At 65.5% G+C, this 19853-nt stretch carries 22 protein-coding genes, 1 tRNA gene and 2 pseudogenes; 14 read left to right on the forward strand and 11 right to left on the reverse strand.

Features of this window, described 5'->3' with window-relative positions:
* The 3 genes and pseudogenes from SE92_RS26210 to rpmH all read right to left on the reverse strand — a co-directional run.
* Positions 1-293: pseudogene (locus SE92_RS26210) on the reverse strand (membrane protein insertase YidC); the annotation flags it as partial.
* A 16-nt stretch (positions 294-309) separates the two neighbouring features.
* Positions 310-708 carry a ribonuclease P protein component gene (gene rnpA, locus SE92_RS26215; RefSeq protein ID WP_063199891.1) on the reverse strand — a complete coding sequence of 133 codons (399 nt, stop codon included), beginning with the start codon at positions 706-708 and terminating at the stop codon, positions 310-312.
* A gap of 28 nt (positions 709-736) precedes the next feature.
* Positions 737-871, reverse strand: coding sequence for a 50S ribosomal protein L34 (gene rpmH / locus SE92_RS35160; protein ID WP_008542748.1), 135 nt, complete (start codon positions 869-871; stop codon positions 737-739).
* A 364-nt stretch (positions 872-1235) separates the two neighbouring features.
* Between rpmH and SE92_RS26225 the strand changes: the two genes are divergently transcribed.
* From SE92_RS26225 to SE92_RS26250, 6 genes are all read left to right on the forward strand, one after another.
* Positions 1236-2729 carry a sensor histidine kinase gene (locus tag SE92_RS26225; protein WP_198172784.1) on the forward strand — a complete coding sequence of 498 codons (1494 nt, stop codon included), beginning with the start codon at positions 1236-1238 and terminating at the stop codon, positions 2727-2729.
* 278 nt (positions 2730-3007) lie between these two features.
* Positions 3008-3084, forward strand: a tRNA-Arg gene (locus tag SE92_RS26230).
* Positions 3085-3168: 84 nt separating this feature from the next.
* Positions 3169-3525, forward strand: coding sequence for a 6-carboxytetrahydropterin synthase QueD (gene queD / locus SE92_RS26235; RefSeq protein WP_063199899.1), 357 nt, complete (start codon positions 3169-3171; stop codon positions 3523-3525).
* Positions 3526-3703: 178 nt separating this feature from the next.
* Complete coding sequence (locus SE92_RS26240; RefSeq protein WP_063199902.1) at positions 3704-3988, forward strand: type II toxin-antitoxin system RelE/ParE family toxin; 285 nt, start codon at positions 3704-3706, stop codon at positions 3986-3988.
* Between the two features lie 13 nt (positions 3989-4001).
* A complete protein-coding gene (locus SE92_RS26245) occupies positions 4002-4310 on the forward strand; it encodes a HigA family addiction module antitoxin (protein ID WP_063199905.1) in 309 nt (102 codons plus the stop codon).
* Positions 4311-4427: 117 nt separating this feature from the next.
* Complete coding sequence (locus SE92_RS26250; RefSeq protein ID WP_063199908.1) at positions 4428-5321, forward strand: hypothetical protein; 894 nt, start codon at positions 4428-4430, stop codon at positions 5319-5321.
* 15 nt (positions 5322-5336) lie between these two features.
* On the opposite strand, the gene SE92_RS26255 is transcribed toward SE92_RS26250, so the two are convergent.
* Complete coding sequence (locus tag SE92_RS26255) at positions 5337-5930, reverse strand: IclR family transcriptional regulator domain-containing protein (RefSeq protein ID WP_245324827.1); 594 nt, start codon at positions 5928-5930, stop codon at positions 5337-5339.
* A gap of 3 nt (positions 5931-5933) precedes the next feature.
* A pseudogene (locus SE92_RS37215) lies at positions 5934-6113 on the reverse strand (helix-turn-helix domain-containing protein); the annotation flags it as partial.
* A gap of 164 nt (positions 6114-6277) precedes the next feature.
* On the opposite strand from SE92_RS37215, the gene SE92_RS26260 reads away from it, so the two are divergent.
* Genes SE92_RS26260 through SE92_RS26270 form a run of 3 tightly spaced genes read left to right on the forward strand, consistent with a single transcriptional unit; the run spans position 6278 to position 10208 of the window.
* Positions 6278-7069 (forward strand): enoyl-CoA hydratase/isomerase family protein, encoded by a 792-nt coding sequence (locus SE92_RS26260; RefSeq protein WP_063199913.1) that lies wholly within the window; start codon positions 6278-6280, stop codon positions 7067-7069.
* Between the two features lie 3 nt (positions 7070-7072).
* Positions 7073-9160 (forward strand): acetate--CoA ligase family protein, encoded by a 2088-nt coding sequence (locus SE92_RS26265; RefSeq protein ID WP_063199916.1) that lies wholly within the window; start codon positions 7073-7075, stop codon positions 9158-9160.
* Between the two features lie 22 nt (positions 9161-9182).
* Positions 9183-10208, forward strand: a complete 1026-nt coding sequence (locus tag SE92_RS26270; RefSeq protein ID WP_063203766.1) for a tripartite tricarboxylate transporter substrate binding protein — start codon at positions 9183-9185, stop codon at positions 10206-10208.
* A 103-nt stretch (positions 10209-10311) separates the two neighbouring features.
* Here the strand turns inward: SE92_RS26270 and SE92_RS26275 are convergent, their stop codons facing one another.
* From SE92_RS26275 to SE92_RS36100, 5 genes are all read right to left on the reverse strand, one after another.
* Positions 10312-10677, reverse strand: a complete 366-nt coding sequence (locus tag SE92_RS26275; protein ID WP_063203767.1) for a BA14K family protein — start codon at positions 10675-10677, stop codon at positions 10312-10314.
* Between the two features lie 127 nt (positions 10678-10804).
* Positions 10805-11068: a hypothetical protein gene (locus tag SE92_RS26280; RefSeq protein ID WP_063199918.1), complete on the reverse strand. Its 264-nt coding sequence runs from the start codon at positions 11066-11068 to the stop codon at positions 10805-10807.
* Positions 11069-11298: 230 nt separating this feature from the next.
* On the reverse strand, positions 11299-11739 hold the full coding sequence (gene rnk, locus SE92_RS26285; protein ID WP_063199921.1) for a nucleoside diphosphate kinase regulator: 441 nt from the start codon (positions 11737-11739) through the stop codon (positions 11299-11301).
* A 9-nt stretch (positions 11740-11748) separates the two neighbouring features.
* A complete protein-coding gene (locus SE92_RS26290; protein WP_245324699.1) occupies positions 11749-12213 on the reverse strand; it encodes a GreA/GreB family elongation factor in 465 nt (154 codons plus the stop codon).
* Between the two features lie 86 nt (positions 12214-12299).
* A complete protein-coding gene (locus SE92_RS36100; RefSeq protein ID WP_157095683.1) occupies positions 12300-12497 on the reverse strand; it encodes a hypothetical protein in 198 nt (65 codons plus the stop codon).
* 180 nt (positions 12498-12677) lie between these two features.
* On the opposite strand from SE92_RS36100, the gene SE92_RS26295 reads away from it, so the two are divergent.
* Positions 12678-13343, forward strand: a complete 666-nt coding sequence (locus SE92_RS26295; protein ID WP_063199927.1) for a class I SAM-dependent methyltransferase — start codon at positions 12678-12680, stop codon at positions 13341-13343.
* A 13-nt stretch (positions 13344-13356) separates the two neighbouring features.
* Positions 13357-14400 carry a zinc-binding dehydrogenase gene (locus tag SE92_RS26300; RefSeq protein ID WP_063199930.1) on the forward strand — a complete coding sequence of 348 codons (1044 nt, stop codon included), beginning with the start codon at positions 13357-13359 and terminating at the stop codon, positions 14398-14400.
* On the opposite strand, the gene SE92_RS26305 is transcribed toward SE92_RS26300, so the two are convergent.
* Positions 14393-15592 carry an MFS transporter gene (locus SE92_RS26305; protein ID WP_063199933.1) on the reverse strand — a complete coding sequence of 400 codons (1200 nt, stop codon included), beginning with the start codon at positions 15590-15592 and terminating at the stop codon, positions 14393-14395. The two genes, SE92_RS26300 and SE92_RS26305, sit on opposite strands and share 8 nt — an antisense overlap.
* A 203-nt stretch (positions 15593-15795) precedes the next feature.
* On the opposite strand from SE92_RS26305, the gene SE92_RS37395 reads away from it, so the two are divergent.
* From SE92_RS37395 to SE92_RS26320, 3 genes are all read left to right on the forward strand, one after another.
* On the forward strand, positions 15796-16446 hold the full coding sequence (locus tag SE92_RS37395; RefSeq protein WP_063199936.1) for a LysR family transcriptional regulator: 651 nt from the start codon (positions 15796-15798) through the stop codon (positions 16444-16446).
* A gap of 77 nt (positions 16447-16523) precedes the next feature.
* A complete protein-coding gene (locus SE92_RS26315; protein ID WP_063199939.1) occupies positions 16524-18683 on the forward strand; it encodes a GumC family protein in 2160 nt (719 codons plus the stop codon).
* A gap of 2 nt (positions 18684-18685) precedes the next feature.
* Positions 18686-19825 carry a glycoside hydrolase family 5 protein gene (locus tag SE92_RS26320; protein ID WP_063199942.1) on the forward strand — a complete coding sequence of 380 codons (1140 nt, stop codon included), beginning with the start codon at positions 18686-18688 and terminating at the stop codon, positions 19823-19825.
* Positions 19826-19853 lie beyond the last annotated feature (28 nt).

A 19853-nucleotide genomic window follows, 5' to 3' on the forward strand; every position in this document is an offset into this window, starting at 1 on the left:
GGCGTGTCGATCTTCACGCGCGGGCTGCCGGCGATCGCGGCATCGCGCGCCACGACCGGCTGGGCCGCCTGGTTTGCGCCCGGCGTTGCCGGCTGGGTCGCAGCACCCGGCTGCGGCGCCGCGCCCGGCGTCGCAGAGGCGGTCGGCTGCGGCGTGCCCTTCTGGAGCTCGGATTGCGCCTGCTGTTGGGCGCGCTGCTTCTCCATCGCCGGCACATTGTAGAAATACTGCCAGGCGATCAGGACGAGGCCCGACAGAATGACGGCGAGGATGGTATTGCGATTGTCGGTCATCACTATTGTCTCGTCATCAATCTGGTTTGCGGCTGGTCGCTGCGGCGTGGCCTGGCCTTTGGCCGCGCGCCTTCGTCGGCACCTTGGCCGTATGCCGTGCCGGCCTCGTGAACGCTATGCGCAGATCGTCGAGCATGGTCGCGAAGGGGCGCGAGAGCGCATCCCTTCGGCCAACCAGCACATAATCATGATGGGGCTGCATCGACACCGGATCGAGCCGCTTCACCAATTCGCGAAGCCGGCGCCGGATGCGATTGCGCTCGGGGGCGTTGCCGTTCTTTTTGGTCACGGTGAAGCCGACCCGGACCGGGCCGCCATCATCGCGGGGGCGGCTTTGCAGGACGAACGCAGGACTGTTCACCCGCGCGCCATTGGCAACGGCGAGGAAATCCGCCCGCTGCCTCAGCCGATCCATGATGAAATCCCGGAAAAGAGGGTCCGGCTCAGGCGCTCAGACGCTTGCGGCCGCGGGCGCGGCGGGCGGCGAGAACCTTGCGGCCGCCGGCAGTGGCGAGACGGGCACGGAAGCCGTGACGGCGCTTGCGCACCAGTTTGCTGGGTTGATAAGTCCGCTTCACGGGTTTTTCTCCGCTGACCGGGCAATTTGCCTGTAGAATTGATGGTAAAGTCCGGAAGATGCGGCCCAAAACGGGCCGTTTCCGGCCCCAAGAGAGCCGCTCCCGGTGTCGCACCGGGTCATCGCGGACAATTTGCGCGGCTTATAAGCGAGCGCCTTGTTTTCGTCAACGCCGCACAAGCGCACGTTTCCGGTGAATATCGCTGTTTGCGCGGGGTTTTTAACCCTTGAGGTGGCGACTCGCGATATCTGCGCTTACATCCCACCTTGGTAGATTAGCGATCCGTAATTTGACCGGACCGGGGACGGGTCGCATCCTTCTACCGCCGATCCTTCATACGCCAAAGGCAGCGAGGGCGAATTTCGTGGCAGCGACAGACCTCCAGCCGATCCAGGATCAGGATCAGCCGGACCCGCCGGCGGTACGCCCGCGCGGGACGCTCGGGCTGTCCGGCAAGCTGCTGCTGCTCACCATTCCCCTGGTGATGATCGCGGCCAGCCTGCTTTACGTGCCCGCTATCGCCAACTTCTGGGTCAACCGGCTGAACGACCGCGTCGCGGCAGCCAACACTGCGGCGCTGGTGCTCGATGCGGCGCCGCTCGGCATGGTCCCCGATTCGCTGTCGCGCCAGATTCTGAAGAGCATCAACGCCCGCGCCGTCGCCATCAAGATGGGGCAGCAGCGCCGTCTGCTCGCCAGCGACAACATTCCGGCCGCCCTCGAGCATGACATCGACCTCCGCGACATGACGGCGTGGGAGGCCATCACCGGCTCGTTCCGGATGATGCTGGAGACCGGCAACCAGGCCATCCGCATCGTCGGTCCCGGCGTCGGCAATGCCCAGTTCATCGAGATCGTCACCGACGAGCTGCCGCTGCGGCAGCAGATGTATCGTTTCTCCCGCAACGTCGTGGTGGTCGCGCTGATCATCGCGGTTCTGACCGCGGGCCTCGTCTATCTCGCGCTTCATTATCTCTTCGTGCGCCCGATGCGGCGGCTCACCGCGAGCCTGGTCGGCTTCCACGAGAACCCGGAAAGCTCCGCGGGCATCATCGTGCCGAGCCAGCGCAGCGACGAGATCGGGGTCGCCGAGCGCGAATTGTCGGACATGCAGCGCGATTTGATGTCGATGCTGAATCAGAAGAGCCGGCTCGCAGCCCTTGGCCTCGCGGTGTCCAAGATCAATCACGATCTGCGCAATCTGCTGGCCTCGGCCCAGCTGCTGTCGGATCAGCTCGCCAGCGTGCCGGATCCGCGGGTGCAGCGCTTTGCGCCGAAACTGGTGCGCTCGCTCGAGCGCGCCATCGCCTTCTGCCAGTCGACGCTGTCCTACGGCCGCGCCCAGGAGGCCGCGCCGGACCGCCGCATGATCATGATCGAGCCTGTCGTGCTGGAGGTGCGGGAGACCGCGGGCCTCGCCTCCGACGCCTCGATCGCCTGGGTTGCTGCGATCGAGCGCGGGCTGGCGGTCGATGCCGATCCCGATCAGCTATTCCGGGTGCTGCTCAACCTCGTCCGCAATGCCGCTCAGGCGCTGGAGAGTCATTCCTCCGGCGAAGGCGGCCCGCAGCAGATCCGGATCACCGGCAAGCGCGAGGGCGCCGTGGCGATCATCGAGGTGTCCGACACCGGCCCCGGCGTACCCCCGAAGACCCGGCAGCACCTGTTCGAGGCGTTCCAGACCTCCGGCCGCCCCGGCGGCAGCGGCCTGGGCCTTGCCATCGCCGCCGAGCTGGTCCGCGCTCATGGCGGCGACATCCACCTGGTCGAAGGCACCATCGGAGCCACCTTCCGCATCGTCATCCCCGACCGCCCCGTGGAACTGCTCTCCATCCGCAACGAGCGCCAGAGGGCGTAGGTCGGCCAGTGGCCGACAATCTCACTCATTCCGTCATTCCGGGACCACCCGAAGGGTCGGGCCCGGAATCCATAACCCCAGCTGGTGCTTATGGATTCCGGGCCCGCGATTTTGTCGCGCCCCGGAATGACGGAGAGATGAGTGAAAATCCGCGAAAATCTCTCCATCCCGGACCTTGCCAATCCGGGCAAGAGCGGTTAGTCAAAGCGCTCTTTCGCACCCCCTCCGGCTCTGCCGGGGACTGCTTGCGGGCCCAGCCCGCGCTGTTTGCGAAAAACGCGCCCGTAGCTCAGCTGGATAGAGCATCAGACTACGAATCTGAGGGTCGGACGTTCGAATCGTTCCGGGCGCGCCATTCTTCGCCGAAAGGTTGGGATCAAGCAGCATCTGGTCGCCAGACGGGCCTGAGACCGGATGGCTACGCCGTGTGAGGAGCGGAATGAGGATATCGCAGGCGTTCAAGTTCGAGGCGGCGCATCGGCTGCCCAACGTGCCTGAGACCCACCGATGCCGGCGGCTGCATGGTCATTCCTACCGGGTCGAGGTCCAGCTGGACGGGCCGGTCGATCCGCACACCGGTTTCGTCGCTGATTTCTTCGACATCGAAAAATGCTTCGCCGACATCCTGGAGGCGCTGGATCACCGCTGCCTGAACGAGGTCGCAGGCCTCGAGAACCCGACCGCCGAGAATATTGCGATCTGGATCTGGGACCGGTTGAAGCCGAGCCTTCCGCAGCTGTGGGCCGTCCGGGTCTATGAAACGGCGGACTGCTGGGCTGAATATAACGGGCGGTGACGACGGCCCTGCGCTGACCCGACCCGCGCCGCGCATCGGTTGCCGGACTTGTTCATTCGGCGTCAGTCTCGAATTGGACCTCACTCAAAGGCCCTAGCTCCGCTGGTGGGACGAGGCGACCGCCACGAGGTGGCCAATCCAGATTGCGTTTAGTATCACATCATGATACATACGAGTGATGATCAGAAGCTTCCGAGGTGCGTTCGCTGCGTTGATCTTCCAACAGCGACGTGTTCCGAAGGGGTTTCCGACCGACGTTGCCAAAGTGGCCCGCCGAAAACTGGTGCAGCTGAACAACGCCACAATGCTTGGTGATCTCATGGCGCCGCCGGGCAACCGACTGGAAGCTTTGCGAGGCGACCTGGCTGGCAAGCATTCGATCCGAATAAACGATCAATGGCGGATCGTATTCCGATGGAGCGATCAGGGACCGGAGGAGGTCGAGATCGTGGATTATCATTGAAAGGCGTGCGGTCATGGCGAAGAAGCTTCCCCCTGTTCATCCCGGAGAGGTCCTGCGCGAGGAATTCCTGCGCCCCCTGGACCTCTCGCCTTACGCAGTGGCCCGTGCTGTCGGCGTGCCGCGCACGCGAATTGAGCGGTTGGCTAATGAGCAAACCCCGGTGACCGCGGACACCGCCCTTCGGCTTGGCAGATATTTCGGCACCTCGGCCGCGTTCTGGATGGGCATCCAGACACAGTACGACCTCGAACGGGCCGAGGACGAGCTGGGTGCCACGCTGCGCAAGATCGCTCCGGCGCGCGAAGCTAAACCGGCAGCCTGATCGAGGGGCGGAAATCTTCGCGCAATCGCGCGTACCACGCTATCTAGCCGCCGCGGCGAAGCAGCAGTGTCCATCTTCAACCGCCGCGGCGTGCCGTATCGATATTAAGTACGTCCCATGCCCACTATCAGTCGCCTGCTCTCCGGCCTCGCTCTCTTCCTTGCCATCGCGTCTGCCCCGGCGCGCGCGGCCGAACCCTGCCCGTTCATCAGCGCCAAGGAGCTCGCCGGCGCGATGCCGGCGTTCAAATGGTCGCTGATCTCAAATCAGGACGGCCGCGGCTGCATCTACCAGGCCGGGCGCGGCGACACGATGATGCTCTCCGTGTTCCGCAATCCCGACAAGGACCGTGCCAGGGAATTGTATGCCACCTTCGTCAAGACGCTCGGTGAGCGCATGCCGCTCAGCGCGGTGTCTGGGGTCGGCGACGAAGGTCAGCGCGGAACGAGCGCCGCCGGTGCGGAGCGCCAGGAGGCCTCGGTCGTCGCCTTGGCCGGTGATTACATTCTCCAGATGACCGTCTATCCGATCGGCCGGCGTGCCGACGATGCGCTGCTCGCTCCGCTCACTGAAGCGGCGCGCATTGCCATCGCAAGCGTGAGCAAGAGCAGCGAGCGCTTCGGCACTTGCGAGTGGCTCACGGCCGCCGACGCCGACGGCTTTCTCGACGCGAGCACGCTGACGGTGCAACGGACCGGCGCGGGCAGCTGCATGATGTTCGATCGCGAGGCCAACACCATGACGGTTGCGGTGATCGCCACCTCGCGCGACACCGCCGTCGGCATGATGAAGCGCGCAGGTCCCTGCAAGCACGTCGCGATCCCCGATCTCGGCAGCGAAGCGTTCGGCGAGCATTCCTGCACCAAGGGCAACGGCAATGCCGTCAACATCTATGTCTGGAAGAACGGCAGGCAGGCCTCGATCCTGTTCGCGCCGGTCAAGCCGCATCCGGAATCCGGCTCGGTCGAGCGCCTGAAGGCGGTCGCGGCGCGCGTCTATGGAAAATTGTAAGGGTCTCAATCAACGTCAACCGCCTGCCAGCACCTCCTTGCACTTCGCCGCAAACGCATTGAGGTACGCGCCCATCTCGTTCGCCAGCGCAGCGGACCGGTCGACATTTTGCAGGCTCATGTTGAGGGCGTAGACCGGAAGCCCGGGTAGCACGATGGGCGTTGCGACGGCGAGCACGGCGGGTTGCCACGACACGGCGCAATAGCCGTCGCGTTCGACGGCGCTGATCGATCTCCTCACTTCTGCGAGCAGCGCCTTGGTCGCGGCACTGTTGCGCCGCTTGAACAACTTCAGCAAGCGCTCGCGCTCGGTCTCGGCAATGCCGGCGAGGTAGGCGCGCCCCAGCGACGTCAACTCCATGGGGACCTGCTGGCCGGCGACGACGTTGCGCAACGCCGCGCGCGGGCTGTAGCGGATCGATTCGAGATAAACCATCATGGTCCGATCCGCCGTCGCGAGCCCGACGTTGAGCCGGCGCTTGGCCGATTCGGCCCGCATCATCGGGCCGATCGCGTTGAGCACCGGTGATCCCGTCCGCATGGCGTGGCCGATGCTGAGGACGGACGCGGCAAGGCGGTAGGTCCGCTGGTGACGGACCTCGTCGAGCATCCCGGAATTGACCAGCGTTCGCGTCAGCCGGCTGACGGTCGATCGCGGCAAACCTGTTCGCTCCGCGATCTCGCCGTTGCCCAGCGTGTCGACGCCGGGCCGGAACGCCCGCAAGATCTCGATGCCCCGTTCGAGCGACCGGTTGCCGTCAATCCCGCCTGCGTATCTGCGCGCCTCCGCCATGTCCCCAGCTCCGTCGCCATTTCCACTTAGTGGAATTAGGGGGATGTTGCGGAGGGTGCAAGCCGCTATAGCCACCGGAAAGAAGAATGCTTGGCCGCGCACGGCTCGACGAGGAAGCGGCACGGCCTGACATCGGCATTCGAAAAGCCCGCACGGAGCCCGCCATGTCCTATCAGCTCATCGAATTTTCGCTCGAGGCCGGCGTCGCGACGATCGCCTTCAACCGCCCGGAACGACGCAACGCCATGAGCGACGAGATGCGCGCCGAATTCGCAGCCGCACTCGAAACCGTCGCCCGCGACAAGACGATCAAGGCCCTGGTGCTGACTGGGCGTGGCCACGCCTTCTGTGCCGGCGGTGACATCAGCGGCATGAAGCGGCGGCTCGAGGCGCCGCAGGGCGAGGTCGCCTTCAACGGATGGAGCCGTCAACAGGGCGTGCATCACGTGCAATCGCTGCTGCTGGGGCTGCCGAAGCCGACCATTGCCGCGGTCAACGGCGCGGCTGCGGGGCTCGGGGCGGATACCGCGCTGGCCTGCGACTTCGTCATGGCAACGGAACGCTCGAAATTCACCTGGTCCTACATCAAGCGCGGTTTGATCCCCGATGGCGGCGGGCTGTATTTCCTGCCGCGGCGCGTGGGCCTCGCGAGGGCCAAGGAGCTGATCTTCTCCGGCCGCATCGTCGAGGCCGACGAAGCGCTCGCGCTCGGCATCGTCGACCGCAAGGTGGCTGCGGCCGAGCTGCTGCCGGCCGCGCAGGCCTGGGCGGCCGAGCTGGCTCAGGGGTCCCCCACGGCGCTGGCGCTGAGCAAGAAGATCCTGAACGAGACCTTCGAGCATTCCGCGCACGACATCTTCAATCTCGGCAGCCAGGCGCAGGCCATCTGCTACACCAGCGCAGAACATCGCGACGCCGTGACGGCGTTCCTCGCGCAATCCTCCGCGAAGGAGTGAGTGATGAGCGCGATCGAACGCCTGATCCGGCCGCGCAGCATCGCAATCATCGGTGCGTCCGCGGATCCGAGCAAGACCTCGGGGCGGCCAGTGTCGTACCTGCAGAAGCATGGCTTTGCGGGTGCGATCTACCCCATCAATCCGAAGGTCGCGGACATCGGCGGTCTCAAATGCTATGCCGACGTCGCTTCGCTGCCTGACGTGCCCGACGTCGGTCTTGTCCTGCTCGGCGCCGAGCGCGCGCATGTCGCGGTGCGCGAATTGTCCGAGCGGGGGGCTGCAGCGGCAATTGTTCTTGCCAGCGGCTTCACCGAAACCGGGCCGGAAGGTGCCGCGCGCCAGCAGCAGCTGATGCAAGCCGCCGGCTCGATGCGGGTCCTCGGGCCGAACACGATCGGCCTCGTCAATCTCACCGACAATATCGTGCTGTCGGCGTCGGGTGCGCTGGCGATGGATCACTTCCCGGCGGGGGCCATCGGGCTGATCTCGCAAAGCGGGGGCATTCTCGGCGCCGTGCTGTCGCGCGCCGCGGCGCGCGGGGTCGGGCTGTCCAAGCTGGTGTCGACCAGCAACGAGGCCGATCTCGAGCTCTCCGATTTCATCGAATTCCTTGCCGAAGACGATGCGACGAAAGTCATTGCGCTCTACATCGAGGCGATCCGCAATCCGCCTCGCTTTCGGGAAGCAGTCCTGAGGGCGCGCCGCGCCGGCAAACCCATCGTCGCCTTCAAGATCGGGCGGTCGGAGGCGGGCGCCCAGGCGGCCGTCTCGCACACCGGGGCGCTGGCCGGCTCCGATCGCATGTACGACGCCCTGTTCACGCAACTCGGCGTGATCCGCGCCAGGACGTTCGAAGACCTGCTCGACATTCCCGCAGCCCTTTCAGCGGGACGGAAACTCTCCGGCCGGCGTGTCGCGATCCTCACTTCGACCGGCGGTGCCGGCACGATCGTGTCCGACAGTCTCGGCGTCGCCGGCTTTACGACACCCGCGCCCGATGCAGAGACGGCCGCGCAATTGCGAGCCTTGCAGTCGGGATCGCATGCCAATCTCGATCGCAATCCGATCGACGTGACCCTGGCCGGCCTGCAGCCGGATCTGCTGCGCGGCGCCATCCGCATCCTGCTCGCAAGTCCCTCCTATGACGCGCTGGTCGTCATTGCCGGCTCGTCAGCCGTGGGGTCGCCGGGCCTGCTGGCCGACGCCATCCGTGACTGCCTGCCGCTCAGCGACAAGCCGGTCATTGCCTATGTCAGTCCTTATGCGCCCGAGGTCGTCTCCGTCCTCACGCGGCGCGGAGTCCCTGCCTATACTTCCGCCGAGAGTTGCACGGCTGCGCTCGATGGGCTGCTGCGGGCTGCGATGCCGGAGCAGGTTCAGACATCCACCTCGCCCCTGATGACGGTCGATGTCGGCGATGTCCCGGCTGGATCGCTCGATGAAGCGCAGGCCAAGGCGCTGTTCGCGCGCTTTGGGATTCCTGTCGTGGCGGAGAGAGTGGTCGCAACCGTGCGCGAAGCGGAACAGGCGGCGCGTGACCTCGGTGGCCGGGTCGTGCTCAAGGTCCTCTCGCGCGAGATCGCGCACAAGAGCGATGTCGGCGGCGTCGCGGTCAATTTGACGGTCGAGACGATCGGCGGCCGCCTGACGGCGATGGCCGATGAGGTCGAGGCCAGGACCGGGAAACGGCCCGACCAGTTCCTGGTCCAGGAGATGATCTCGGGCGGCGTCGAGATCATTCTCGGAATGCATCGCGATTCCCTTGGAACCGCGATCCTTGTCGGCATGGGCGGCGTCGCGGCCGAACTGTTCAAGGACACCACGATGCGCCTGCTTCCGCCGCAGGGCGGCCTCGATCTGTCCGCGGCGCGCGCGATGGCGCGCGACCTCGTCACCTGGCCCTTGCTGGACGGCTTTCGGGGCCGGCCGGCATGCGATGTCGATGCGCTCGCAGCAGCGGTGGTCGCGTTCTCGCGCATGGTTGCGCAGCTCGGCGACCGGCTTTCCGAGGCGGAAATCAATCCGGTGTTCGTCCTGCCGGCCGGTGAGGGCGTGAAGGCAGCGGACGGATTGGTTGTTCTCAATGTCTGAACAAGATCGCATGGAGCTCCAGATGGCCATTGGCGGAAGCATCAATCACCACAGCGCGCGCGGAAAGAATTTCGCCGTGCGGCGATGGCTCGATCTCACCGTCTTAGCCTGTGCGGTCGTCGCAGGCCTGGGACTGACGCCGGCGCGCGCCGAATATCCCGACAAGATCGTGAAGATCGTGGTGCCGTTCGCAGCCGGTGGCGGCACCGACATCATGGCGCGAACGACAGCGCAGGAAATCCAGGCGGATCTCGGCAAGTCCGTCATCATCGAGAACAAGCCCGGCGCCGGGACCATCATCGGCACCCAGACGGTGGCGACCAGCGAGCCTGACGGCTATTCGCTGCTGATGGCGACCTTCGCGCACGCAGTGAACCCGAGCCTGTACAACAAGCTGCCGTTCGATCCGCACAAGGATTTCGCCGCGGTCTCGCTGATCGCGCGCTCCTTCAACATCGTCGTCGTCAACCCCGCATCCAAGATCAACTCGATTTCCGATTTGATCACGGAGGCCAAGGCCAATCCGGGCAAGCTCAATTTCGGGACGTTCGGCACCGGCACCTCGGCGCACCTGGCGGGCGAGCTGTTCAATGCAATGGCGAAAGTCAAGATGACAGCGGTGCCGTACAAGGGCGCGGCGCCTGCGATCAGCGATCTCTTGGGCGGACAGATCGACGTGATGTTCACTACGGTGGCGAGCGCGGCCTCGCTGGTGGCGGCGGGTCAGCTCCGGGCGCTGGCCGTCACGTCTGCCGAGCGGTCAGCAGCGTTTCCGCAATTGCCCACCGTCGCGGAGGCCGGCGTGCCCGGCTACGCCGCCGAGTCCTGGTACGGCCTCTACGCGCCGGCCAAGACGCCTGCTCCGGTGATCGCGCGCCTGAACCAGGCGATCGCAAAGGCGGTACAGTCAGGCGCTTTCAAGAAGCTGGAGGCCAACGAAGGCCTCATCATGGTCGGCAGCGCTCCGGAAGAGCTCGATCGCTATGTCGCTCAGGAGGAAGATCGCTGGCGCAAGCTGATCAAGGACGCGAACATCGAGGTGCAATAGACGCGCGCGCCGCGCTTGTCTCGCCTTTGAAATGAGCCGCAAGCCCCTGCCGAAGGCCGGCAGCCTCTCGGAGCGAGGAGGCTGCCGCAGGCTCATGCGCGCGTCATGGGCAGGGGTGACGCAGACCGTCGTGACCCAGATAAGTTCCCGAGCCGGGATCGTAGGAGCGATAGCGCTGCGCGCAGTAGGACGTGGCGTTGGCTTGAGCCTGGCTGCTGGCGATTGCGCCGCCGATGATCGCGCCGGCCGCGAGGCCGCCAAGCACGGCCGCGCCGTTCCCACCGTGATGATGGCCGTAATAGCCGTGCCGATGCCCGTGTCCGTGCCAATGCCGGTACTGCACCTGCTGCACGCCGGAGTCAGCACCCGGATTCGCGATCGGCAGAGGCGCCGCGAGCACCGGCGATGCGGCCGTCGAGAGCATCGCTCCAGCGGCCGCGAGGGCGACGAAAGTTCTGCGCATTGTCATGTCGGACTCCATGTTGCTGAGGGTGCGGGAGCAACGATCGCTTGCCCGCTCCGTTCCCTTGCCGCGTGGCGAGCGTCAGAGGGTCGCAGAAAATGAATTGTTGGTAAGGATGCTGGCCGACGTGCCGCTACCTGTCGTCGCCGTCCCGGCGGCGGAAGGGATCGGCGACGTCATCGTGACCGCTGCGGCTGCTGAAGAACATCAGGGCCATCAGCCCGCAGCCGATCAGCAGGGAGAAGAAAGCTCCGAGGCCAAGTGCGATCCAGCCATGCTTACCCATTTCGACGCCGCTGCTGGCTTCCCAGACTGAAAATCCCCAAACGCCTGTGAGGATCAACATGGCTCCGAGCGCAACCAACAGGGCGATCTGGCCGGCACCGATATTCTTCATGGCTGTTTCCGTTCCCGTGCCTGACGAGAGTCAATTGCGGAGGGCGACGACGTGGACGACGCCGATCTCCTCGCCGCTCCCGTGAGTTGGCCTGCCGGAACATGGTAGCGAGGCCTGGAAGCGAATTCGTTGTGCTGCAGCAACTTCCGGGTCGTCCGTCAAATCCGTGAGGGAGCCACGCCGGCAAAGGGGCGCGCATCCGTAGCGGCGCGCCCGCTATTGCGAGAGAGTCATGCTCGATCGGGTCGGTCGATCATCTCTGATTCGGAGACGGCCAGAACGGTCAGTCCTCTGATGCGCTTGTCCGGCGTCTCGAACGCGATGTGCTGTCCCACCGAGAGGCCGATCAGGGCCGCCCCGACGGGCGTCAGGATCGAGATCCGGCTGAGCGCGATGTTGGCCTCGTGCGGATAGACCAGCACGATCTCGCGGCTCGCACCCTTGTCATCGCGATAGGTCACTTTGGAGCCCATCCTGACCACGCCGCGCAAGTCGTTGTCTTCCGCGACCGTCGCGCGGTCCAGCTCGCGAGCCAGAAACTGGGCGACACCGGGAAACAGATCCATGGTCGAATTCGCCAGCGAGCTGAGACGCTGCGATTCGTCTTTTGCGAGCAGGATCGGCGGCAACACGGGATGGTCTCCCCGAATCTCGGCTTCGAAGTTCTGCATTGGTTTCTCCTATGCTGCAGTCGGTCCAGGATCGTCGTCGAACGGCCTGCTCCGCCGAGTCGCCGGAAACAGATTGACGACGTTCGGGCTCGATCGATTGACGTTCTGAACCCTGATGACGTTCAGGCAGCCGGCAACGACGTAGGGCATCTGATCGCCGGCCTGCAGGCCGATCAAAGCCGCTCCCAAAGATGACAGGATCGAGATGCGGGCGGAATCCGACCGGCACTCCTCGGGCCAGACCAGTTGCACGGTGCGGCGCGGAACGCCCCAATTGGTGCAAAAGGTGACCCACGATCCAACAGTCACGCGGGAATCGCGATCGTTCATCTCGTCCGGCACGATGTCGGCGCGGTTGATCTCACCCAGAAGGAATATCCCGTCCAGATCGCCTCGTTGGGCGGCGCGGCGGGCAAGCTGTTCGAGACGAGGATAGTCCGATGCGGTCAGCGCGATTTTTGGAAGAGGCAACACGGCACACTCCTTCTGCTTCAAGACGACCTCGCAGGGAGAGGTCACGAAAGCTGGAAAAGAGCCCGGACGGCGCAAGCACCGTCCGGCTAACCGCCTGCTTGGAGGCGGCCGGCGTGAAGACCGAAGCGCGCGGTGCGCGCGTCTATGTCGACGACATATGCCATGATGCGCTGAATATAGTGACTCATTCCGCCGGAAACATTGCGGCGAAACCGCACAGTCGCGAGCGAGGGGATGTTTGCAACACACCGCAATTTGGCGGCGATGCGAACTTCAGATTCCATGGCTCAGCTGCCGGCAGCGGAACCCAGCCCGCCGCGGACCGCGCCGTCGCCGGAGTTCCCCATCATTGATCTGAAGCAATGATGATCTCGACCACCAATGCTAGAAGGATTCGCAAGTCGCGACTCAAGGCTCCCGGCCGGCCGCGACCATCGCAACGCGCATTGGAATCCGAGGGCTGAATGGGACGACTGCTGAATATCGTGACGCCGCTGCATACGGCGACCAAGCGCGACTACATGGGGCGCATGAACGACGACAAGATCGGCTGCTCGCTGAAGGCGCGGGAATACGAGGCCGATTATTGGGATGGCGACCGCCGCTTCGGCTATGGCGGTTACCGCTTCATCGAGGGCCGCTGGGCGCCGGTCGCCAAGGCGCTGATCGAGACCTATGGCCTGAAGGACGGCTCCAGCGTGCTCGACGTCGGCTGCGGCAAGGGTTTCCTGCTGTACGAGATGCAGAAGATCCTGCCGGGCCTGAAGGTCGTGGGCTTCGATATCTCCAAGCACGGCCTTGCCAACGCGCATGAGCAGGTGAAGCCGTATCTCTTCAACTATCGCGCCCAGGATATCTATCCCTACGGCGACCAGAGTTTCGATCTCGTGATCTCGCTCGGCACGCTGCACAATCTCCGTCTCTACGAGCTCAATGCCGCGCTGAACGAGATCGAGCGGGTCGGCAAGAACAAATACGTCATGGTCGAGGGCTACCGGAACGTCGCCGAGCTGCACAACCTCGAATGCTGGGCGCTGACGGCGGAGTCCATCCTGCATACGTCGGAATGGATCTGGCTGTACGGCAAGCTCGGTTACACCGGCGATTACGAATTCATTTATTTCGAGTGACCGGACGCTTCCCATGGACATCAAGACTGCCAAGGCGGCCATCCTCGTTGAATCCGGCAAGCCGCTGATCGTCGACGAATTCGATTTGCCCGACAGGCTTGAACACGGCCAGGTGCTCGCGCATGTGCACACCTCCAGCATCTGCGGCGCGCAGATCAACGAGATCGACGCGGTCAAGGGCGTCGACAAGTTCCTGCCGCATCTGTTGGGGCACGAAGCGCTGGCAACGATCGTCGAGACTGGCCCCGGCGTCGTCTCCTGCAAGCAGGGCGACACCGTCGTCATGCATTGGCGGCCGGGCAAGGGCATCCAGTCCAACACGCCGGTCTATTCCTGGCACGGCAAGCGCCTCAACGCCGGCTGGGTCACCACCTTCAACGAATATGCCGTGGTATCGGAGAATCGCGTCACACCGGTTCCGGCCTCGATCGACCGCACCAGCGCGCCGCTGCTCGGCTGCGCCGTGACGACCGCGCTCGGCGTCGTCAACAACGACGCGCAGATTGCGATCGGCGAAGCCGTCGTCGTGTTCGGCGTCGGCGGCGTCGGACTGAACATCGTGCAATTTGCCGCGATGGTCGGGGCCTATCCCGTCATTGCGATCGACCGCCTCGACAACAAGCTCGAGATGGCGCGGCAGTTCGGCGCCACTCATCTCATCAACTCCGAAGCGGTCAAGGATGTCGCCGCCGAGGTTCGGGCGATTACCGGCACCGACGGTCCCGACAAGGTGGTCGAGACCACCGGCGTCAAGAATCTGATCGAGCTCGCCTACGAGATCACGGCGAAGAAGGGCCGCTGCATCCTGGTCGGCGTTCCCCGCGAGAAGGCCGAGATCTACACGCTGCCGCTCCACTTCGAGAAGGTGCTGAAGGGCTCGGAAGGCGGGCAATGCCAGCCGGCGCGCGATATCCCGCGTCTCGTTCGCCTCAGCGATGCCGGCAAGGTGAACTATCGCGGCATCGTGACCCACGAATTCGCGCTAGACGACGTCAACGACGCGCTGGATTTGATGCGCAGCGGCACATCGGGGCGAATCCTGCTGAACATCAGCTGAGTCTCCACCTCTCCCGCAGGGAGAGGTGGACCTCGCAGGCGCCGACGACATGTCGGCGCTGGCGCTGCAGCAGCCAGGCTGCGATCGCCATGTTCACGACGTTCCAGGCGATGCCATTGACCAGCGCCGCGGCATAGGAGCCGGCCTGGTCGAAGATCGCGCCGGCCATCCAGCCACCCAGCGCCATGCCGGCAAGCGTGACCGAGATGGCGAGGCTGACGCGAAAGCCGGCCTCCCGCGCCGGGAACAGCTCGCGGACGATCACGGCATAGCTCGGCACGATGCCGCCCTGCGCCAGGCCAAACATCGCCGACACGACGTAGAGCGAGACCAGCCCGTTGAACGGCAGGTAGAGCGCGAGCGCCATGGCCTGCATCGCCGAGCCCAGTAGCAGCGTCGGCAGGCCGCCGATGCGGTTCAACACCCAGCCGAAAATCAGGCGGCTCGCCACAGCGAAGCCGAGCATCATCGCCAGCATCTCGGCGCCGCGCTCCGAGCCGTAGCCGAGGTCGCCGCAATAGGCGACCAGATGCACCTGCGGCATCGCCATGGCGACGCAACAGCATATCCCGGCGAGGGCGAGCAGGCCCTGGGTGCTGGCCGGTGACAGGCCGATAGTCTGCATCGTGTCGCCGCTGCTCGCCGCCGCGCGCGCTGCCGCGTGCAATGGCGGCCGCCGCAGCAGAAACAGGGAGAGCGGCAGCATCGTCACCAGGCAGAACAGTCCGATGCCGATTTGGGTTTGTCGCCAGCCGTGTGCGGCGATGGCATGCTGGACGACCGGCGGCCAGACCACACCGGCAAGAGAGCTGCCGGCCGTCGCAAAGGAAATGGCGAGGCCGCGGCGCCTGTCGAACCACAGGGAGACGTCGGCGACCAGGGGCGCGAAGCTCGCCGCGCCGCCAAGGCCGATCGTGGCGCCTGAGATCAGCGCGAACATGGGCAGGCTCGGCGCGAAGGCGGTGAGGACGTAGCCGAGACTCATCAGGATCGTACCGCCCGCCAGTGGGGGCAGGATGCCGAAGCGATCCGCCAGGCGGCCGACGACGATGCCGCCGATCATGAAGCCGATGATGGTGAGCGTGTAGGGCAGGGCTGCCTCGGCGCGCGGCGCATGGAAATCGGCCTGCACCGCCGGCAACGCCACGACCAGCGACCACATGCCGACGCAGCCGAGTGTGCTGAGCGCCATGGAGACGGCGAGGCGAATCCAGGAGTACGAATTTTCGATCGACGGCTTTTGGGGCGGCACTGCGGCGGGCTTCCTCGGGCTGCGCTAGGATCGGCCCCGGGGTATCGCCCGCCGTCGGCGGCGACAAAGCAGGATTTCTCTTTTGTCGCGCGAGCAAAACTCATGCATCCTCGCCCCTCTTCCCGCATCGTCCGGAGCCGGCCATGACGTATCTGCTGCCGCCACTCAATGCCCTGCGCGCCTTCGAGGCCGCCGCGCGTCATCTCAGCTTCAAGCAGGCCGCCCACGAGCTGCATGTCACGGCCGGCGCGATCAGCCAGCAGGTGCGCCTGCTGGAGGAGCGGCTGGGGGTGCAGCTGTTCGAGCGGCGCACGCGGCAGGTGATTCTGACCTCGGCCGGCGAGACCTATCTGGCGCAGGTCCGAAAGGCGTTCCGCCGCCTTGCCGAGGCCACCGCCGAGCTCAAGCCCGAGGGCGTCACCGCGATGCTTCATATCGGGCTGCACGCGAGCTTCGCCGTCGATGGCGTGCGGGCGCGCCTGGCTCGGTTTCGCCGCGCCGAGCCGCAGGTCGCCATTCGCATCAGCCAGCCGGCGGGGCTGCACGAGCTGCTCGAAGGCAAGGTCGATGTCGTGATCGCGGACCGGGTGCAGCGCTGTCCGGGCTACAAATGCGAGCCTCTGGAGCGCGGCTTCCTGATCGGCCCGCTCGGAACCGCCGATTGTCCGGAGATCGAGGCCTTGCGGTCCTGCCTGCTCGGTGATGCCGAGCTCGAGCGCGCCGTCACACCCCGGGCGTCGCTGGTTGCCGGCACGGCCAAGCCGCGCGCCATGACGGCTTCGCGCCGGCCGTAACCGCCGGTTAACCATGGCTATTTACGGTGTCGAAAGCCTCTGAACTGTGACTGTCAGTTGATTTCGAGTCCAACCCCATGGCGTTCGGTAGCCGCGCATCTCCGCGAAGCATCGCCCCGACGGAGCCCGCGGCTTCGTGGGAGACGCCGCGCGCTGTGGCGACGAAGCCTGGCGCCGCGCCGGCATTGATCAAGGGATCGCTGACCGTCTCCGGAGCGCTCTCTTTCCTGCGCCAATACGGCCGGCGCATTCTGACGCTGGCATTGGCGCTGTTCGCTCTCGGCGTCGTCGCTCTCATGATCCTGCCGGTCCGCTATGCCGCGACGGCTCTGGTCGTGCTCGACCCCCGCGAGCTGCGCATCACGACGGAGCAGGACGTTCTGCCGGGCATCGGCCAGGACGCGGCGGCCCTGCAGAGCCAGATCGAGATCGCCAAATCGGACGGCTTTCTCCGCCCCCTGATCGAGCAGCTCAAGATCGCCGACGATGACGACATCGCCGGCGGTCATACCGACATGACACGCCTGCTCGAGAAATTCCGCAACCGCCTCGAGATCACGCGCCGCGGGCTCACCTACGTCATTGCGATCTCCTTCACTTCGAACCGCTCCGAGCGGGCCGCCTACTACGCCAATGCCATCGCCGAGGCGTTCGTCAAGAGCCAAGGCCGCGTCCGCACCGAGGCCACGGACGAGGCCGCCGACTGGCTCAAGGACCGGCTGAAGACGTTGAACGAGCGGCTGCGCGCCTCCGAAGACGCCGTCGCCGCCTTCAGGCTCGAGCACAAGATTCTCAACGCCGGCAAGGATTCCACCACCCAGCAATTGCGGGTGACCGATCTCAACCAGCAGGTCTCCGCCGCACGTCTGCGCACTGAGGAAGCCAAGGCGCGCTACGAGCAGGTGCAGCGCGATCTCAAGGCCAATGTCGAAGGGCCGGTGAAGCAGGACTTGTTGAGCATGCTCCGGGCGCAGCGCTCGACCCTGAATGACCAGATTGCGCAGAAGAAAGCCGTGTATGGCGAGCGCCATCCGGACCTCGCGATCTCCTACAGCCAGCTGGCCGACATCAACCGCCAGATCGAGGTCGAGCGGAAGAAGAACATCGACACGGCCAAGTCCGAATATGAAGCCCAGCTGGAACAGCAGAACGCGCTGGAAAAGCAGCTCAAGACGGTCGAGACGCAGATGCTGGTCGACGGGCAGGCGCTGGTGAAGCTGCAGGAGCTGCAGCGCGACGCCGACGCCAACAGGAATATCTACGAGCAGTTCCTGTCGCGGTTCAAGACCACCAACGAGCAGCGTCAGTTGCAGGCGTCGCAGACCAAGATCGCATCGCTTGCGATTCCGCCGCTGCGCTCGACGCGCCCGCCGCTCGCGCTGCTGCTGGCCGCGCTGGCGATCGGCTCGCTGCTGACGTCGACCGCGGCCGTTGCGGTGATGACGAGCCTGTCCGACCAGCCCGCGCCCGCGGAAGCTCCCGTGCCTGCCGCAGCGGGGGAGACGCAAGGCCGGCAGGTGCAGGCTCACGTTCAGCCTCAAGCTCAGCCTCCGGCCGCGGAACGGCCCGAGGGGATGCCGCGGCTTCCCGTCTGGGCCCGCATTCCCGATCTTTCGTCCGGAGCCGGGACCAACAGCAATACCGTCTGGCAACGACCGATTGCGACGGCCGAGCTCGATCTCGGTGTCTATCTACGTCCCCTGCTGGAGCGGATTGATCGCGTGCCGGTGCGCGGTTGCAAGGTCGCCCTGGTGTTGTCGGTCGGCAAGAGCGCCGGCGGCAACACCGTTGCGCGCTCGCTGAATCGCGCCGCCGTGAATCGGGGCATGATGAGCGTCTTGATTCGTCTCCAACCGGAATTTGCAGGTCACCAGCCTCCGGTGACCGAATGGAACGACGGCTCGACAACGGCGGGATTGCAGTCGATCGACGAGCTCTTGAGCGCCGGCCGCAAGGCCGATGCGCGGCCCGAGGACGATATTCGCTCCGAGTTCGACCTGATCATCGTCCATGCCGGCAATCTCGCGCTGCAGCCCGACGCCATCGCGTTGGCGGCGCATGCGGACCTCATCGTCCTGGTGGCGCGCGCCGGCGAGCTTGGTTCGGCGGCGATGCGCCGGGTGACCGCGGCGCTGTCGCGCTACGAGACCGTGCCGACGGGTCTCGTCGTCAATCATGCGCCTGCGAGCTCGCTGTCGCCGCACCCCGAGGGCGGCGCATTGGGCCTTGCGGTTTGACCATGACGTTGCGCGGTCGTTTGCTGGTCGCGGCGATCTTCTTGTCGATCTCGTCAGGCCCGCCGGTGTTCGCCGGCGATTGCGTGCCCGTGCCGCAGACGGTTGCACCTGGCCGGCTTGCCGCACTGTCTCGCGGCTTCAATGCCGACGGCTGGATCAACGGCGCGGCGCCGAGCCGCGAATTGCTGCAGCAGTTGCGCAGGGCCGGCATGAGCCATGTCCGCCTTCCGGTGCCGGCAGAGCGCGTGATGCCTCGTTTCGTCGCCAAGGCCGAGCGCGACGAGACGCTGCGCGTGCTCGACCAGGCGCTGAAGCAGCTCACCACGCTCGGCTACGCCATCTCGGTCGATCTTCATCCCGGCGAGCGCTTCAACCGCCTGCACAAGGAGGATCCGGACGCGGCGCTGCGGCAGATGCAGGAGGCCTGGAGCGGTCTTGCGGAGGTCATCCGGTCCTATCCGCCCGATCGCATCTTCGCCGAGCTGCTCAACGAGCCCGATGTCGACGCCGACAGATGGCAGACCGAGGTCGAGACGCTCGCCGTTTTCGTGCGCGGATTGCTTCCCAAGACGACTCTCGTGATCGGCCCGGTCAACTGGCAACGCGCGGACTCGCTACCGCGGTTTCGGCCGCTGCCGGATCCCGATATCGTCTACGCCATCCACTTCTACGATCCCATGGTGTTCACCCATCAGGCCCATTGGGATGCGCAGGAACCGCTGCACGACATCATCGATCTGCCTTATCCGATCAGCGCCGGCGATCCCAAGGTTCAGGCCATCCGCCAGGATCTGCAGGCGAGGGGCTCCTCCAAGGCGCTCGGCATGCTCGACGTTGCGATTGCCGCCGCCAAGGACAGGCCGGGCGCCGATCGCTGGCTCGCGCCGGCGCTGCAATGGCAGCAGCAATTCGCGCGGCCGATCATCATCAACGAATTCGGCGTGTTGAAAGCCGGCGCACCCCGGCAGAGCCGGGTGCGTTGGCTCGCGGAAGTCACCGCCTATGCCCGCGACCATTGCTGGGGCTGGACGCATTGGGAGCTGGCGCAGGGTTTTGGCCTCGTCGACCGCAGCACCGGCCAGCCCGATCCCGACGTGATGCGGGCGCTGCTCGGCGGCACGACCCGGCCGGGCCGGCGCTGACGCGCGCTCCGCTATCGTTAACGACTCC

The sequence above is a fragment of the Bradyrhizobium sp. AT1 genome (genome assembly GCF_001590795.1).
Lineage (GTDB): Bacteria > Pseudomonadota > Alphaproteobacteria > Rhizobiales > Xanthobacteraceae > Bradyrhizobium.

What these genes read in the sequence shown, in the direction of transcription:
- SE92_RS26320 (WP_063199942.1), top strand. Translation starts at nt 18,686, where the DNA reads ATGACGTTGCGCGGTCGTTTGCTGGTCGCGGCGATCTTCTTGTCGATC.
- SE92_RS26295 (WP_063199927.1), top strand. Translation starts at nt 12,678, where the DNA reads ATGGGACGACTGCTGAATATCGTGACGCCGCTGCATACGGCGACCAAG.
- SE92_RS26300 (WP_063199930.1), top strand. Translation starts at nt 13,357, where the DNA reads ATGGACATCAAGACTGCCAAGGCGGCCATCCTCGTTGAATCCGGCAAG.
- SE92_RS36100 (WP_157095683.1), bottom strand. Translation starts at nt 12,497, where the DNA reads ATGGAATCTGAAGTTCGCATCGCCGCCAAATTGCGGTGTGTTGCAAAC.
- SE92_RS26245 (WP_063199905.1), top strand. Translation starts at nt 4,002, where the DNA reads ATGGCGAAGAAGCTTCCCCCTGTTCATCCCGGAGAGGTCCTGCGCGAG.
- SE92_RS26265 (WP_063199916.1), top strand. Translation starts at nt 7,073, where the DNA reads ATGAGCGCGATCGAACGCCTGATCCGGCCGCGCAGCATCGCAATCATC.
- SE92_RS26240 (WP_063199902.1), top strand. Translation starts at nt 3,704, where the DNA reads ATGATCAGAAGCTTCCGAGGTGCGTTCGCTGCGTTGATCTTCCAACAG.
- SE92_RS26260 (WP_063199913.1), top strand. Translation starts at nt 6,278, where the DNA reads ATGTCCTATCAGCTCATCGAATTTTCGCTCGAGGCCGGCGTCGCGACG.
- SE92_RS26250 (WP_063199908.1), top strand. Translation starts at nt 4,428, where the DNA reads ATGCCCACTATCAGTCGCCTGCTCTCCGGCCTCGCTCTCTTCCTTGCC.
- SE92_RS26305 (WP_063199933.1), bottom strand. Translation starts at nt 15,592, where the DNA reads ATGGCGCTCAGCACACTCGGCTGCGTCGGCATGTGGTCGCTGGTCGTG.
- SE92_RS26280 (WP_063199918.1), bottom strand. Translation starts at nt 11,068, where the DNA reads ATGAAGAATATCGGTGCCGGCCAGATCGCCCTGTTGGTTGCGCTCGGA.
- SE92_RS26270 (WP_063203766.1), top strand. Translation starts at nt 9,183, where the DNA reads ATGGCCATTGGCGGAAGCATCAATCACCACAGCGCGCGCGGAAAGAAT.
- SE92_RS26315 (WP_063199939.1), top strand. Translation starts at nt 16,524, where the DNA reads ATGGCGTTCGGTAGCCGCGCATCTCCGCGAAGCATCGCCCCGACGGAG.
- SE92_RS26275 (WP_063203767.1), bottom strand. Translation starts at nt 10,677, where the DNA reads ATGACAATGCGCAGAACTTTCGTCGCCCTCGCGGCCGCTGGAGCGATG.
- queD (WP_063199899.1), top strand. Translation starts at nt 3,169, where the DNA reads ATGAGGATATCGCAGGCGTTCAAGTTCGAGGCGGCGCATCGGCTGCCC.
- SE92_RS26255 (WP_245324827.1), bottom strand. Translation starts at nt 5,930, where the DNA reads ATGCTCGACGAGGTCCGTCACCAGCGGACCTACCGCCTTGCCGCGTCC.
- rnk (WP_063199921.1), bottom strand. Translation starts at nt 11,739, where the DNA reads ATGCAGAACTTCGAAGCCGAGATTCGGGGAGACCATCCCGTGTTGCCG.
- rnpA (WP_063199891.1), bottom strand. Translation starts at nt 708, where the DNA reads ATGGATCGGCTGAGGCAGCGGGCGGATTTCCTCGCCGTTGCCAATGGC.
- SE92_RS37395 (WP_063199936.1), top strand. Translation starts at nt 15,796, where the DNA reads ATGACGTATCTGCTGCCGCCACTCAATGCCCTGCGCGCCTTCGAGGCC.